This is a genomic window from Pantoea wallisii, assembly GCF_002095485.1.
Taxonomy (GTDB): Bacteria; Pseudomonadota; Gammaproteobacteria; order Enterobacterales; family Enterobacteriaceae; genus Pantoea; species Pantoea wallisii.
On record NZ_MLFS01000017.1, the window covers coordinates 1 to 13736 of the forward strand.

The 13736-nt window shown below is 56.0% G+C and carries 14 protein-coding genes and 1 pseudogene; 8 read left to right on the forward strand and 7 right to left on the reverse strand.

The features are described from left to right. Positions 1–99: 99 nt before the first annotated feature. Together mtfA and HA48_RS08190 are read right to left on the reverse strand one after the other, a co-directional pair. The gene (gene mtfA, locus HA48_RS08185) at positions 100–876 is read right to left on the reverse strand and encodes a DgsA anti-repressor MtfA (protein ID WP_128600576.1); all 777 of its coding nucleotides are present in this window, start codon (positions 874–876) and stop codon (positions 100–102) included. A 203-nt stretch (positions 877–1079) separates the two neighbouring features. Next, on the reverse strand, positions 1080–1760 hold the full coding sequence (locus HA48_RS08190; RefSeq protein WP_128600577.1) for an ASCH domain-containing protein: 681 nt from the start codon (positions 1758–1760) through the stop codon (positions 1080–1082). Positions 1761–2346: 586 nt separating this feature from the next. Here HA48_RS08190 and HA48_RS08195 point away from each other — a divergent pair. Continuing rightward, positions 2347–3051 (forward strand): phosphohydrolase, encoded by a 705-nt coding sequence (locus tag HA48_RS08195; RefSeq protein WP_128600578.1) that lies wholly within the window; start codon positions 2347–2349, stop codon positions 3049–3051. A 70-nt stretch (positions 3052–3121) separates the two neighbouring features. After that, on the forward strand, positions 3122–3370 hold the full coding sequence (locus HA48_RS08200) for a hypothetical protein (protein ID WP_128600579.1): 249 nt from the start codon (positions 3122–3124) through the stop codon (positions 3368–3370). 47 nt (positions 3371–3417) lie between these two features. Here HA48_RS08200 and HA48_RS08205 read toward each other — a convergent pair whose 3' ends face one another. After that, a complete protein-coding gene (locus tag HA48_RS08205; protein ID WP_128600580.1) occupies positions 3418–5016 on the reverse strand; it encodes a methyl-accepting chemotaxis protein in 1599 nt (532 codons plus the stop codon). Between the two features lie 187 nt (positions 5017–5203). Beyond that, on the reverse strand, positions 5204–6604 hold the full coding sequence (gene dcm, locus HA48_RS08210; RefSeq protein WP_128600581.1) for a DNA (cytosine-5-)-methyltransferase: 1401 nt from the start codon (positions 6602–6604) through the stop codon (positions 5204–5206). Positions 6605–6760: 156 nt separating this feature from the next. Between dcm and HA48_RS08215 the strand changes: the two genes are divergently transcribed. The 6 genes and pseudogenes from HA48_RS08215 to dgcQ all read left to right on the forward strand — a co-directional run bounded on the left by HA48_RS08215 (position 6761) and on the right by dgcQ (position 10822). Then, positions 6761–7237, forward strand: coding sequence for a very short patch repair endonuclease (locus HA48_RS08215; protein WP_128600582.1), 477 nt, complete (start codon positions 6761–6763; stop codon positions 7235–7237). Positions 7238–7307: 70 nt separating this feature from the next. Beyond that, on the forward strand, positions 7308–7583 hold the full coding sequence (locus HA48_RS08220; protein ID WP_128600583.1) for a hypothetical protein: 276 nt from the start codon (positions 7308–7310) through the stop codon (positions 7581–7583). A gap of 77 nt (positions 7584–7660) precedes the next feature. Then, positions 7661–8505: pseudogene (locus HA48_RS08225) on the forward strand (DUF808 family protein). 37 nt (positions 8506–8542) lie between these two features. Next, on the forward strand, positions 8543–8677 hold the full coding sequence (locus tag HA48_RS22790; RefSeq protein WP_254919505.1) for a hypothetical protein: 135 nt from the start codon (positions 8543–8545) through the stop codon (positions 8675–8677). Between the two features lie 182 nt (positions 8678–8859). Further along, positions 8860–9039, forward strand: a complete 180-nt coding sequence (locus tag HA48_RS08230) for a YodC family protein (protein WP_128600584.1) — start codon at positions 8860–8862, stop codon at positions 9037–9039. Positions 9040–9169: 130 nt separating this feature from the next. Next, positions 9170–10822, forward strand: coding sequence for a cellulose biosynthesis regulator diguanylate cyclase DgcQ (dgcQ, locus tag HA48_RS08235; RefSeq protein ID WP_128600585.1), 1653 nt, complete (start codon positions 9170–9172; stop codon positions 10820–10822). Here the strand turns inward: dgcQ and HA48_RS08240 are convergent. From HA48_RS08240 to HA48_RS08250, 3 genes are all read right to left on the reverse strand, one after another. Further along, positions 10819–12039: a glycosyltransferase family protein gene (locus HA48_RS08240; RefSeq protein WP_128600586.1), complete on the reverse strand. Its 1221-nt coding sequence runs from the start codon at positions 12037–12039 to the stop codon at positions 10819–10821. The genes dgcQ and HA48_RS08240 overlap by 4 nt on opposite strands. 26 nt (positions 12040–12065) lie before the next feature. Beyond that, complete coding sequence (locus HA48_RS08245) at positions 12066–12863, reverse strand: mannosyl-3-phosphoglycerate phosphatase-related protein (RefSeq protein WP_128600587.1); 798 nt, start codon at positions 12861–12863, stop codon at positions 12066–12068. 360 nt (positions 12864–13223) lie between these two features. After that, positions 13224–13457, reverse strand: coding sequence for a DUF2525 domain-containing protein (locus HA48_RS08250; RefSeq protein WP_128600588.1), 234 nt, complete (start codon positions 13455–13457; stop codon positions 13224–13226). Between the last annotated feature and the right edge of the window lie 279 nt (positions 13458–13736).

Here is a 13736-nt window from a genome sequence, read left to right on the forward strand (position 1 = left end):
TGTGAACGAGGCGCATATTAATGGCACCCCACGTGTGTGTCAACAGCAGGAAACATATTTATATTCAACTGGCTAGCAAAAATACAAAGCGATCGCGATTTAAGCAGATTCTGGTGTTAACGGCGCCAGCCGGGCAATCGGGTCCTGCCGGTAAAACTGCGTCAGGTGGTGATACATGGCGGGAAAGCGCTGCGCCAGCAGGTCCGGTGCGCTAAAGAAGTACTCGGAGAGCACGGCGAAACACTCGGCCGGATCGCTGGCCGCATGGGGATCAATGGTCGCCGCCTGTTCGCCTGCCAGCTCGACCTCTGCTTCAATTTCTGCCATCGCCTGCAGCAGATCTTTCTCCCAGCGGGCGACATTACGCAGGGCAATAGCCGGAATACCGCTGGTATAGCCGCTGCCGCGCGCATCGAGTTTGTGCGCGACTTCATGAATGACCAGGTTATAACCGGAGAGATCCCAGGAGTCGGCGATATCCAGCGCGTTCAGCACCACCGGACCCTGCGTCCAGCTCTGCCCGGCGTGTACCGCTGGCGCCTGATGCACCAGGCCACTCTCATCTTCCCAGCGGTCATCAACATTGAAAGGTTCCGGGTAGATCAGCACTTCGTGGAAACCGTCCAGCCACTCCAGGCCGAGTTTCAGGACCGGTAAACAGAACAGCAGTGCCAGGCGCGTCAGCAGCAGCTCGTTAAGTGTGAGCCCCTGCAGCGGGGTGATTTTTTTCTGCTGCAGAAAACGCTGTGCCAGCGCGATCAGCATCTGCTGATCATCCGGCATCAGTAGCGAGAAGATGGGTTGTGCCAGCGCCTGTTGCCACGGCAGGGCCGTAACGGCAGCATCGGGTTGCGCACTCCACGGCCATTTGAACATCGCGTTACTCACTCTGCAGGGAGGAAATCATATCCTGACGCGGCAGCGCGTTCATTGCCAGCGGGGAATCAAAGCGCAATATTCAACCTGTTAGCGGCGGGCTTGTCTGTGACTGAAGTGGCAAAGCTGACATTTGAGGGCGGGATAAAAGGTGAGGTCGCCGGTAAGGGCGCCCTCACACAGTACGCGGGCGAACAACACCATTACCCCTCGCGCATGACGCGCTGAAACGCAATCACCCATACCCACGGGTTCACTTCCCAGCTGGTGGCGCCATACTGCTTCTGCCACGCTTTGCGGTAAGCCTCTTTTGGTGATTCGGCGTTCATGTTCATGGTGAAGAAATTGTTCAGGAAGTGCGAATCGGTCTGTACGCCCTCTGCCATGATGTCATCTTCGCTGATGTCCTGAATCTTTTCGGCGCGCACCGACGTGATCTCCAGATCAATGCGGCTGGCCCAGCGCGGCATATGGATGGCGGTCTGCCAGCCAAACTGCTCAGCGTCCTGTAGATTCTCATCCAGCTGCCCCAACTCGTTGCTGTCTGCGCGGTACTGACAAAACGCCGGATGGCGGAAGGGGAGTGGATCGCGATCGTACTCGGCCAGCTGCTCCTCCGGCACAATCGGACCGCGCCAGGTTTCGCGTACCCACAGACGATCGCCAACCTGACCAAACGGACAGTGCGCGCTGATATCGGACATCGACATCAACTTGTAGCCATGCAAATGGTTGGCACTGACGTCAAACGCGTGCACGCCCTCATGATGATCCTGACCCGGGCCAAAAGCCTGGGTCTTCATAATGCGTCGGGTCTGTGTTTGCTGGCCAATCAACAGGGCGCGGACCCGCTGTTCGGAAAAAAGAATCGGCCGTTCTTTCATTTTTTACCTCTTGTTATGTCACGAACCCGGAAAACGTTACTTCAGCATCCTTAATCACGGATGAGAGCGTTAGCATAATGACTTTAAATCAATTTGCTTAATAATTTGTCGCCTTACCATCAGGCGATTCCTGCATTTTCCGGTTTAAAAAATGGCTCATAAGTAAAATGCGGACGGTTTAAGCGTTCGCAAGCGTGAGCAAGTCGGAAATTTCCCCTATACAGTACGTTATAACGGCCAGAATGGGAATCTTTTCAGATTAAGACACTATACACCCGCCACAATTAATGCTGGGCTGTCGCACTCTTAACTGGAATTAATCGGTAACAGATGATTTATATCGTGCATTAATACATAAATACTGTTAACCAGAGCGCTTTAACGGCAATTAAGTAAGGAAAAGCTTAAAACGCAGTCTGCGCTGGGCATCAGGCGGTAACAACGCTATAACATGATTGCCGTCACATTTTACGCTTTCTGCCGCCAGGATGCGTGTCAGAAAAGTGTCATCACCGGGCCGTTATGATGTCAGCAGGACGACATCCGGCCACAGGGTGCGGAAAACAGCCATAACAGGAGAAGCACGATGTCACTGACTCACTGGCAACAACGTTATGAGAACTGGCTGCAGCAGAACTGGCTGCACGACGATAAAGCCCATGATATCGCGCACCTGCGTCGCGTCTGGATGAGCGCGAACCGCATTATGCAAGACACGCCCGCTGATCCCATGGTGGTGCTTACCGCCTGCTACTTCCACGATGTGGTTAACCTGCCGAAAAATCATCCCGAGCGTCATCTTGCATCAACATACGCAGCGGAAGAGACCCGTCGTATTCTGCAGCAGGATTTCCCGGACTTCCCGTTTGAGCGACTGGATAGCGTGGCCCATGCCGTGCAGGCGCACAGTTTCAGTGCGCGCATCATGCCGCACACGCTGGAGGCTAAAATCGTTCAGGACGCCGATCGGCTGGAGTCACTGGGTGCCATTGGTCTGGCGCGGGTGTTCTATACTGCGGGTGCGCTTGGTCGTCCCTTATTCGATAGCGAGGACCCGCTGGGTAAAGCGCGTGAACTGGACGATGTGAAGTGGACGCTGGATCACTTCCAGAAGAAGCTGCTGCGCCTGCCGGAGACCATGCAAACCGAAACCGGGCGTCTGCTGGCGGCGCATAATGCTGATTTTCTTGTGCAGTATATGGCAAAGCTGTGCGCCGAGTTACAGGGCAACCTCACAGAACTTGATGCCTCAGTGTTAAACGATTTTAGTCCCCTACAGGCAGAATATTAAATTTTTATGACAGTCTGTTAACTTTCATCCTCTTCCGCTACGTTGAGGTAAATCAACAGGGAGTACCAAGATGACCGAAAGCGTTAACGTAACTATCAAAATTGACCCGGCGCTGAAAGAGCACATTAAACAAATTGCCGCGGATAACCAGGTTTCCATGAGCCAGGAGATTGTTAACCGCCTGCAGGCCAGCTTAGATTCGGCGGCGGAACCGGCGGTGGATAATCTGCATACCGAAGAGGCGGTGAGCGATCAACTCTCCGCCGCCGAGCTGAAGCAGGTACGTGCGCTGCTGAAGAAGGGCAAAAAGAGGAAGTAACAGACGCAAAAAGCCCGTCATCTGACGGGTTTTTTTAGGGTGTTACTTTACTCCGCGATAACGCGGAACTGCTGCGCGCGCTGTGCCAGGCGCGCAGAGAGCTCACGCAGCTGCGCCGCGGCCTGAACCTGCTGCGCATTCAGCGCTTCGCTCTGCTGCAGCTGCTCGCTCATTCCCGTCACTTCCTGCGCAATCTTACTGACGCGATGGCTCTGCGCGGCCGTATTGTGCTGCAGTTCGTCCAGCTGGCTGACAACGCCGGAAACGGCATTGCTGATTTGTGTAAACAACACCTCCAGCGCCTGAACTTGCGTGAAGCCGTCATGAATGTGCTGCTGAGTATGCTGAATCAGGCCATCAATCTGGCGCGTTGAGTCACCGCTCTGCTGCGACAGCGCGCCCATCTCTTTCGCCACGACCGAAAAGCTGCGGCCGTAAGCTCCGGCATGGGCAGACTCGATCGCCGCATTCAGCGAAAGCAAGCGCGTCTGCATCGAGAGGCTATCCAGCATGCCGACGATGCCGGCAATATCGCCCGCCGCCGCGACAATCTGCTGCATCTGGTTTTCCATATTATCCACTTCCCGGGCACAGTGACGCATCAGCGTATCTGCTGATTGCGCCTCACGCGTGGCCTGCTGTGAAAACTGCGCGCCGTTCTCCACCTCTTCTGAGACGCGATGCAGACGCTGCGACAGGTGATGGAAGCTGGCGTTTTGCGCCTGATGCTGCTGCATCACCTGTTCATTATGCTGCTGCATACGCTCTGCGCCCGCCGCCACGCTGATGGCTACCGTATTGATGTCGCTGACAATCTGTAGCAATCCGTGGCGCATGGTATCAATAGAGTGGAACAGCTGGCGCGTCTCCAGTGACTGACGGCGCGGGGTAGCATGGCTGGCGACCAGATCGCCGGTGGCAATGCGCGCCAGCCGGGTATTGGCGTGGCGCAACGGCAGCAGAACACCGCGCATCAGCAGGCTGGCAGCCAGCACCAGCAGCGCCATCAGGATTGCGCTCACCGCCAGTGAGAGATTACGGCTCTGCTTCAGTGAGCTGAGCGTGCTCTGATTCACGCCGCTCAGCTGCTGGTTAGCCTGTTCAATCTCACTGAACCATGCGTCATTAAACTGCTGCTGGAATGCCTGCATAGGCACCATAAAGAAGGCGTTTATATCGCTGGCGGCCAACCCTTTCAGCTGCTCCTGCAGCCCTTCGTCCAGCAGCGTAAAGCCCTGCGCCAATGGGCTATCGGCCCGGGCATGATATTCCGTGAACAGCGTTTGCGCCTGCGTCAGCGATGCCTTTGCCGCAGCGGCCAGGCTCTGCCAGCTATCGACTGAGCCGCTCTGTTGATCCTGCATCAGATAGATGCCGGCACGATGGCTGTTGTCGCTGGCGGTCAGCAGTTCAATACGCGCCTTATCCAGCAGGGCGAGACGCTCGCGTAGCTGGCTGGCCTGCTGTAGCGAGTGCTGCGTCCGGGTGACGTGATTATTCAGCAGCAGCACGCCCGCAAATTGCAGCAGGCAGAACAGAACGATAAACAGGAGAAACTGACTGCGCAGGCTGGTGAGCCATAGCGGCAGACGCAAAGTAATGCGGTGGCGCAGCCGTGGCAGAGAGATAACAGACAGGCGTGACATCAAACAGCTCCAAAAAATAAAACGGAGTATTGGTTTGATGCATGACAGTTCGGTGACAGCGGACGCGACTCGCCAAAAAACAGCAGAATACGCGCCCCTAAATAAAATTGTGGTCCTGAATCACTGTGCTTTAAGCCACAAGGCTTCGCACGCTCGATCGGTGCAAATGATAGCGCGTTAATAAGGATCAGCCATTGTGACGCGCGTGCTCCTCAATTAACGGTAACAGTAGCTGCGCCACCGCAGCAAACACCGGCACCACAACCGAGTTACCAAACTGCTTATACGCCTGAGTATCCGAGACCGGGATACGAAAACGCGCTTCGCCAGGCGCTTCAAAACCCATCAGACGTGCGCACTCGCGCGGTGTGAGACGGCGCGGCCGGCGTGCCATATTCTCTGCCTGCTGAAAGTCCTGTTCCCCCAGCGCAGAGTCCCAGCCGCGATCGATGAGGATCTCCGAACCGTCTTTGTAATAACGCGCCGACAGCGTCCGTACGCAGCCGTGAAGATTGCGCGGATCGTTCAGACCAAAGCCAAACCCGTTGCCTTTGGCTTTATGCTTTTTGGCATACTGGTAGAGGTAGTTCCACAGCGTCGGGGAGAGGGTATATTTGGCCTCCGGCTCAGGTTCCAGCAGGCTGTGCAACGATGGCACCTCGCGGGGATAGAGCGCCGGAAGCGCCCGCAGCGAAAATCCCTGGCTCAGACCGCTATCGCGGCGAATGCCCACCAGAACGATCCGTTCACGATGCTGGGGCAAGAAGTGACGCGCATCGATCACCTTCGCATCCGGCAGGCCTTCGTCAGCGGCATCGGCCACGTCGTACCCCAGCTCATCCAGCGTCGCCATAATGATGGCGAACGTCCGCCCTTTATCGTGGCTCTTGAGATTTTTAACGTTCTCCAGCACGAAAAACGGCGGCTTTTTCGCCGCCAGAATGCGCGCGACGTCAAAAAATAGCGTGCCCTGTGCTTCACACTCAAAGCCGTGCGCGCGGCCCAGCGCATTCTTTTTACTGACACCGGCCAGGGAGAAGGGCTGGCAGGGGAAGCCGGCCAGCAGCACCTGGTGATCGGGAATAGTCTGATCGATATGTTGGTAAATCGCCTGCTCGTCCTGCAGGCCGGCGGGCTGCGTCACCAGACGGATATCGCTATTGAACTGGTGCAGCTGCGGGTCGCTGTAGTGATTGGCTTTGTAGGTGCGCACTGCCTCTTTGTTCCACTCGCTGGTGAATACGCACTGTCCGCCAATCTGCTCAAAGCCGCGACGAATGCCGCCAATACCGGCAAACAGATCGATAAACTGAAATTTTGGCGCCGCGTAGTGTGCCGGGCGCGATGGTAGCAGCGCCTGCAGATGGGCGATCTCCATTGAGGAGAGCGCCGGCGCGGCGCTTTTGCCGCTGCGAATACGATTGAGTTTCGGCACGCTCCAGTCGCGGCCGCCCGCCTCACTTAACACGGTGACCAGATCGCGCGGTGCATAGATGTCCAGCACCTGCATCAACAGCGATGTGGCGTCATCCGGAGCAGCGGGTAACGGGGAGGGCGAAGCCGTTGCGGCGGGATCAAGTGCAAGCATGCGTTTTTCCTTAACAGTAAGGCGGCTATGCTACCACTCCTGGCGCGAGGTGGAAATTGGCGCGACGCTGGAGATGGCTCGCACTCTTTCGCTGGCTGGCTTTCGCTTTTGCCCCAAACCGCTAAAGTTGAAGGAGCCCCATAAAAAGGAGACGCCATGGCCGACGTTCACTCGCACGATATTCGCAGCAAAAATATGCGCGCTATCCGCACTCAGGATACGGCGATTGAACAGCGTATCGCGCTGCTTCTCAAAGACCGCGGCTTTAGCTATCGCGTGCAGGATAAGGCGCTGCCGGGCCGGCCTGACTTTGTGTTGTCGCAGCAAAAAGCCATCATATTCGTTCACGGCTGCTTCTGGCATCGGCACCACTGCTATCTGTTTAAAATGCCGGCGACGCGCACCGAATTCTGGACCGGAAAAATCAACAGTAATGTGGAGCGCGACCGGCGCTACATTCAGCAGTTGCAGGAGGGCGGCTGGAAGGTGCTGATCGTATGGGAGTGCGCCCTGCGCGGCAAACTCAAGCTGGAGGATGCCGATCTGGTCGAACGGCTGGAGGAGTGGCTGCTGGCGGCAGCGCACAGCAGTGAAATCGACCATCAGGGACTGCATCACTATCGCGTTGATTAGCGTGCAGATATTGCTTTCCAGCGCGATAACCGTTTAGATCACCTCTTTCTCTGGGACGCGGAAAAGAACCATGAGCAGTATCAAACTGACGGTCAAACGCCTGTATCAACTGCGCGATGAGCGCATGGTGAACGCCAGCGCCACGGCACGCATCTACGTAGGCGACCAGCTGGTCGCCACGGAGGAGATCAGCGGCATGACGGAAAGCCCGGTGAGCAAATATCTGCACGCCGGGGATCTGCACGGGAAAACGTTACGCGTCGAATGGGACTGTGCGGGCATCGCCGATATAACAGTCACGGCGGTTGAGCGATGCCCCTGTTGTCAGGATCACCAACCGGAATAAGGATAATTACTTTGGCAGGAACCAGTTTACTTACGCTTCTGGATGATATCGCTACGCTGCTGGATGACATCTCTGTCATGGGCAAAGTGGCCGCAAAAAAGACCGCCGGCGTATTAGGGGACGATCTGTCGCTTAACGCGCAGCAGGTTACCGGCGTCAAAGCCAACCGCGAGCTGCCCGTTGTCTGGGGCGTGGCGAAAGGCTCTTTTATTAACAAACTGATTCTGGTGCCGCTGGCGCTGCTGATCTCCGCGTTTGCGCCCTGGCTGATTACGCCGCTGCTGATGCTTGGCGGGGCCTATTTGTGCTACGAAGGGGTGGAGAAGGTCCTGCACAGTTTGCATCAGGACAAGGCTGAAAAAAGCCCGGAAGCGCGCCAGCAGCGGCTGGATAAGCTGACCCAGCAGGACCCGCGCCAGTATGAAAAAGACAAAGTCAAAGGCGCAGTGCGGACGGATTTCATCTTGTCGGCAGAGATTGTCGCCATCACGCTTGGCATTGTCTCTGAGGCGCCGCTGCTGAACCAGGTGCTGATCCTGGCCGGCATCGCGATTTTGGTGACCGTTGGCGTATACGGCATTGTGGCGATGATCGTGAAGATTGACGATCTCGGCTACTGGCTGCGCGAAAAAAATTCTACGCTGGCACAAGCGGTGGGCGGTGCTTTACTGGCCATGGCGCCGTGCTGATGAAAATTCTCTCGGTTGTCGGCACCATCGCGATGTTCCTGGTAGGTGGCGGGATCATTGTGCACGGGATTGCGCCGCTGCATCACGCCATTGACGCGTACAGCAGCGGTTTCCACGGGATAGTCTCTGCACTGCTGAGCAATGGTGCCAGCCTGGTACTCGGCTTTCTCGTTGGGTCGATCGTGCTGTTAGTGGTAAATCTGGTTGCGAAGCTGCGCGGGAAATCGGTATAAAGCGCAGGAATTTTTTTAATCACGGGTCAGGAGAACGATGATGAACGACGATATGTTTGAATTTGATATCGATGCACAGCTGGAGCAGGCAGAAGCGAAAGCGGCTGAGAAAGCCAGTGAAGTCCCGGCAGACATCAGCGATGAAGCAGACTGTGAAGGCTGCAAAATCTGATAGCCTTACCCGCTAAACTGCTTAAAAGCCGATAATAATCTTTATCGGCTTTTTTTATTAACAACATTTTTAACTGCTTATTCCGATTTTGTCACAGTAATAGCAATATCCTATAGGCAAAAAGCCTGCACAGCTGCTATACCTAAAACCGTTCATTCAACGGTTAGAAGGGAGGGCGCGGTATGACCTTTGCGATCAGTGACGAAGTTCAGCATAAAGAGGGCGGACCCACTATGGTGGTGACCGGCTATGCCAGCGGAATGGTAGAGTGTCGTTGGTATGATGGCTACAGCGTACGCCGTGAGGCGTTCCATAGTGACGAGCTCAGTCACTTGTCGACCGCGCAGCAGCTGGCCAGCTAAGCAGTTCGGGACGGTCGTTACCGTCCCGATGCCACGCGCTTACCCTCTCTTTCCCTGATCCCTGCCTGTACGCTTATCCGCCCTCTGACTACACTTTTCGCATTCGTCGCCACCCGGAGTCAGGCTGCTGATGCCCATTACGCTACCCCCGCAACGCCGCATCAATCCCTATGCGCGCGTGCATCTCTGCTTTTTGGCAGTGTTCCTGTTCTCTGCTTTTCTCACCGCGCATGAAGCGCTGGAGCTGAAAAATAATTATGAGCAGCGGCAGAGTGCGCAGCTGGCGGAAATTCAGAAAGCGCTGGATAGCCAGTTTCAGGAGAGCGTGGACGAACTCAACTACTACCAGAAGATGCTTAACTATGCGCTGACTCATCCGCTGGATGCGGATTACGGACGCGAGGCGCTCCGGCGCTTTCAGCTACTGCGTCATCAGCCCACCTGGCAGCTGCAGCTCCCCAATGCCCGCAGTATGCCGCTGAATGGCGTTGGCGATAGTTGGCTGGCGCGCGACCCACTGCTGGTGCGTAATCCTGCCACGCTTGAAGCCGAGCTGCGCGCGGCGCTGGAGTTCAGCTTTATTATGCAGTTTGGCAACCAGACGCAGGATTTTCATTCGCGCTTCTGGTACACCTCACGTGCCGGCTACTTTATCAGCTCACGCCCGCCTGAGAACGCGCAGGCGCTGGAGCAGAGCTACGCCACCATGATCCAGCGCGGCTATTTTCGCGATCAAAATCCGGCGGGCGCACAGCATGCGCAGCGGCGCTGGACCGGGGCCTATCAGGGCGAGTTCGGTGAAGGCTTAATGCTCACGGTCAGCTCGCCGGTGGTCAGTCAGCACTATTGGTATGGCGTACTGTCGATGGATTTTACCCGGCAGCGTATGCACAGCGTGTTGCAAAGCGCGCGGCACAGCCTGCTGCAGGGTAAGCTGCTGCTGGTTGACCACAATCTGCAGGAGATTACCCGCCTTAGCGCCCCGGACGATCGCCCCTTAACGTCGCAGCAGCAGGCCAGGCTGGAGCAGCGTATGCGGCAGCAGACCACCGGCGTACTGCGGCTCGGTACGCAGTTTGCCAGCTGGAGCAAACTGAATAATGTCGATGCCTGGCTGGTGAATATTCAGAGTTTGCAGCAGGGACTTTCGCAGGAGCTGGGGCGTCTGGCGCTCTTTCTGTTCGGGATGTGGCTGCTGTTTGTGCTGCTGCTGCTGCTGGCGCATCAGATCATTTTTCGTCTGGTTCGGCGCATGGATGCGTTATCCGCGCGGCTCTCGTGGCGCGCCAACTATGACGGTCTGACGCGGCTGCTTAATCGCAGCGCCTTTTTTGAGCAGTTTGTGGCGCTGGCCGCTCGCTGCCAGCAACAGCAACAGCCGCTGGCGGTGATTCAGCTTGATATTGACCACTTCAAGCAGGTCAATGACCGTTGGGGACATCAGGCCGGCGATCAGGCGTTGATGCATGTGGCGGCGGTGATTAGCCATACGCTGCGCCGCTATGATGTCGCTGGCCGTATCGGCGGCGAGGAGTTTTGTATTGTGCTGCCTGAAACAACGCTGTCAGACGCGCAGGCAGTGGCCGAACGCATCCGTATCCGGTTGGCGGGCAAAACCATACTGCTCAACGCCACCACTGTTTTTAACGTGACGCTATCGGCCGGCGTCACCAGCAGTGAAGAGCAGGGCGATTACAATGCGGAACGATTGCAGGCGGTAGCGGACCGCCGCCTGTATCAGGCCAAAAGCGGCGGCCGCAACCGGGTCTGTGCTGAAGATTAGACGTTGCCGTTGTTATCCTCTTCGACAGCCTGATAGATGCGCTGCAGGATATCCGGGAAAGCGGACTGCACGCGGCTCCAGCTGGGTATAAACGGCTTTTCATTTGGACGCTCGATAAATGACTGGCCGGCGTCCAGAATCGCCTGCGTAAACATCTCAACCGCCGCTTCTTCGATGTGCTGGTCAAACTTCAGCCCATTCATCGTCGCTTCGTGGTTGTAAATCTCCATCATGTCCAGCGCGTTGCGGTAGTACGTGGCTTTCAGAACGCGGAATGAATCGCTGGTGAGCGGAACGCCCATGGTTGCCAGCTTACGTAACAGCGACTGCACGATGTCGTTGCTCATACGTTTCAGGCCGCCGGTGCCATCATCTTCAGCCAGCGGCTGGTGTTTGTGATCGTAATTGTCGGCGATCTCTACCTGGCAGGTTTGACGCGTGGTGTAATTGCGATAGATCTCTGAAAGCACGCCAATCTCCAGCCCCCAGTCGCCTGGAATTTTGATGCCGTTGAGCACGTGGGTGCGCATGGCGAACTCACCGGAGAGCGGATAGCGGAAGCTGCTGAGATAGTCGAGATACTCCGAGTGGCCGTAGACTTTCTGCAGGGAGCGCAGCAGCGGGCCGACCAGCAGACGTCCGACGCGACCATTGAGTTTGCCATCCGCCACCCTGGCGTAGAATCCTTTACAGAACTCATACTGAAAAGCGGGATTGGCAAGCGGATAGAGCAGCCGCGCCAGCATGCCGCGCTCATAGGTGACGATGTCACAGTCGTGCAGCGCGACGCACTGGGTGCGATCGGAAGCCAGCGTATAGCCGGTACAGAACCAGACATTGCGCCCTTTACCCGGCTGACTGGGGGATAAACCCTCTTTATCCAGTTCAGCATCCAGCGCTTTGAGACGCGGGCCATCGTTCCACAGGATGCGATGGCGCTGCGGCAGGCGCGAGAAGAACTCACGCGCAAAGAGAAACTGATCGCGATCGGCACGATCGAGGCCAATGACAATCTCTTCCAGATAGGGCACTTTCGCCAGCTCATTGACGATGTTATCCAGTGCCGGGCCCTCCAGCTCAGAGAACAGCGAAGGCAAAATCAGCCCCATTTTGCGTTTACGGGCAAAGCGCACCATCTCTTTTTCCAGCGACTCTACGCTGCGGTGGGTGAGATTATGAAAGTTGGTAATTACGCCATTTTGGTAAAAATCACTCATCGTCTCATCCTTCTTATCGGTTGCCGTTAAACGGATTGGGCAAGAAAATAGTCAAGGCCTTCACGCCAGCCTTCAGGGCCCGGGCGTGCGGTGTGATAAACGTTCTCCTCATCGGGGCGCTGTAGCACCACCGGGGTTTTACTGAAGCCTTTAATCACCACGGCGTAATCGACGCGCTCCAGCATTGGCGCGTCATTCGGACCATCGCCCAGGCCGATAGTCGTGCGCTGATGCCCCTCCTGTTCAGCCAGATGCTGCTGCAGCTGCGCCAGTGCGACGCCTTTGCCGCTGCCGGCAGGCATAACGTGCCAGAAGCGGCCACCCTGCGTTAGTGCAAGCTGGTGCTGCGCCAGGGCGTGACGAAAATCATCCAGCTTCTCTTCGTCATCACGCCATAGCACTACCTCGGAAGCGTCCCGCAGGCGGCTCTGGCTGGCCTCTGTTAACGTCAGGCCGGTAAAGCGCGCGACCTCAGCATCGCTGAACTGGTGGAAGCCGTCGAAACGGAAGTCGGCCTGCAGCGTTTGCAGGGTCTGACACAGTGCCCGATAAGAGGCAGAGGGCTCCTCGGTGAGCGGCTCATCGCCGCCGAAGGCGACGCGTGCGCCGTTCTCGGCAATAAAAGGCGCACCGGCAATGCCCAGACGTTTTTGCAGCGGAATGATTTCAGCGGCGGTTTTGCTGGAGCAGATTACCAGCGGGATATGGTGCGCGTTGAGACGTGCCAGCCACTCGCTGGCGGCATCCCAGTTGTAGTCGTGATGGTCCAGAAGCGAACCGTCAAGGTCAGTTACGATCAGCAGGGACGAATCAAGCGGGATCATCATCACACTCCTTAAGCCCGGAGGGCATCCGTAAAGCGAAGTGATATCAGTATAATAGCGTAATCACGATCACACTTTGGCGTGCCACTGGCGCAGTCAATATCCAGGATAATTCTTAAAAGGCCGGCATGCTAAAAAGTTTGATGCACGCTTTGTGCACCGCTTTTATCAGTCGTGAAGCGATGTTTTCGGTAACAGCTACGCATGATTATGCAGATTTGTTCGATTAGCGTGCAGAAATGAGACTTGTCTTAATACAGTTAAAGCGTAATCTGGCCCGGTGTTAAGATTTCCTGGTGTAACGAATTTACTGATCTCTTTTACCCGGCCATCCCGCCGGGTATTTTTTTGAAATCGATTTCAGCGGTTCACTTCGGAGATGGTGAAGTCCCGGATGTCCAGTTCAAAAGCGTCGGCCAGCTCAGTATAAGAGTCGAATGCCTGACCATTAACGTGCACGCGGTGCGCGTGTTCCGCTTCCATAAACTCTTTCACCTCGCCTGAAGTCCTCTTTTGAATCGCTTCCAGTAACGATTCAACGTCAATGTTCACTTCACGCTGTACGTTGTCGCTGTACTCTTTTGCTGTCGTCATCATAGCCTCCCGGAGGCGGATGGGTTCTCTGACAGTATAGACGCTGGTTGAAAGGGGCGGCGGGCGGTACAAAACAGGCAAAAAAAAGCCCGCGCTGCGCGGGCAAAAATCCTTGTTACTTTTAGGTTGACTGCGCCTTTGGGGTTGGTGCAGTGAGGAGAGTGTAAAGCCAGGGCGCGTCAAAAATCTCTCTGCTAAACGTTAAGAAAGTGAAAAGGTATGTTTTGACACATCTTTACCCGCTAACACCCCCCTTTCTGTGTAAATCAGCTATGCTTA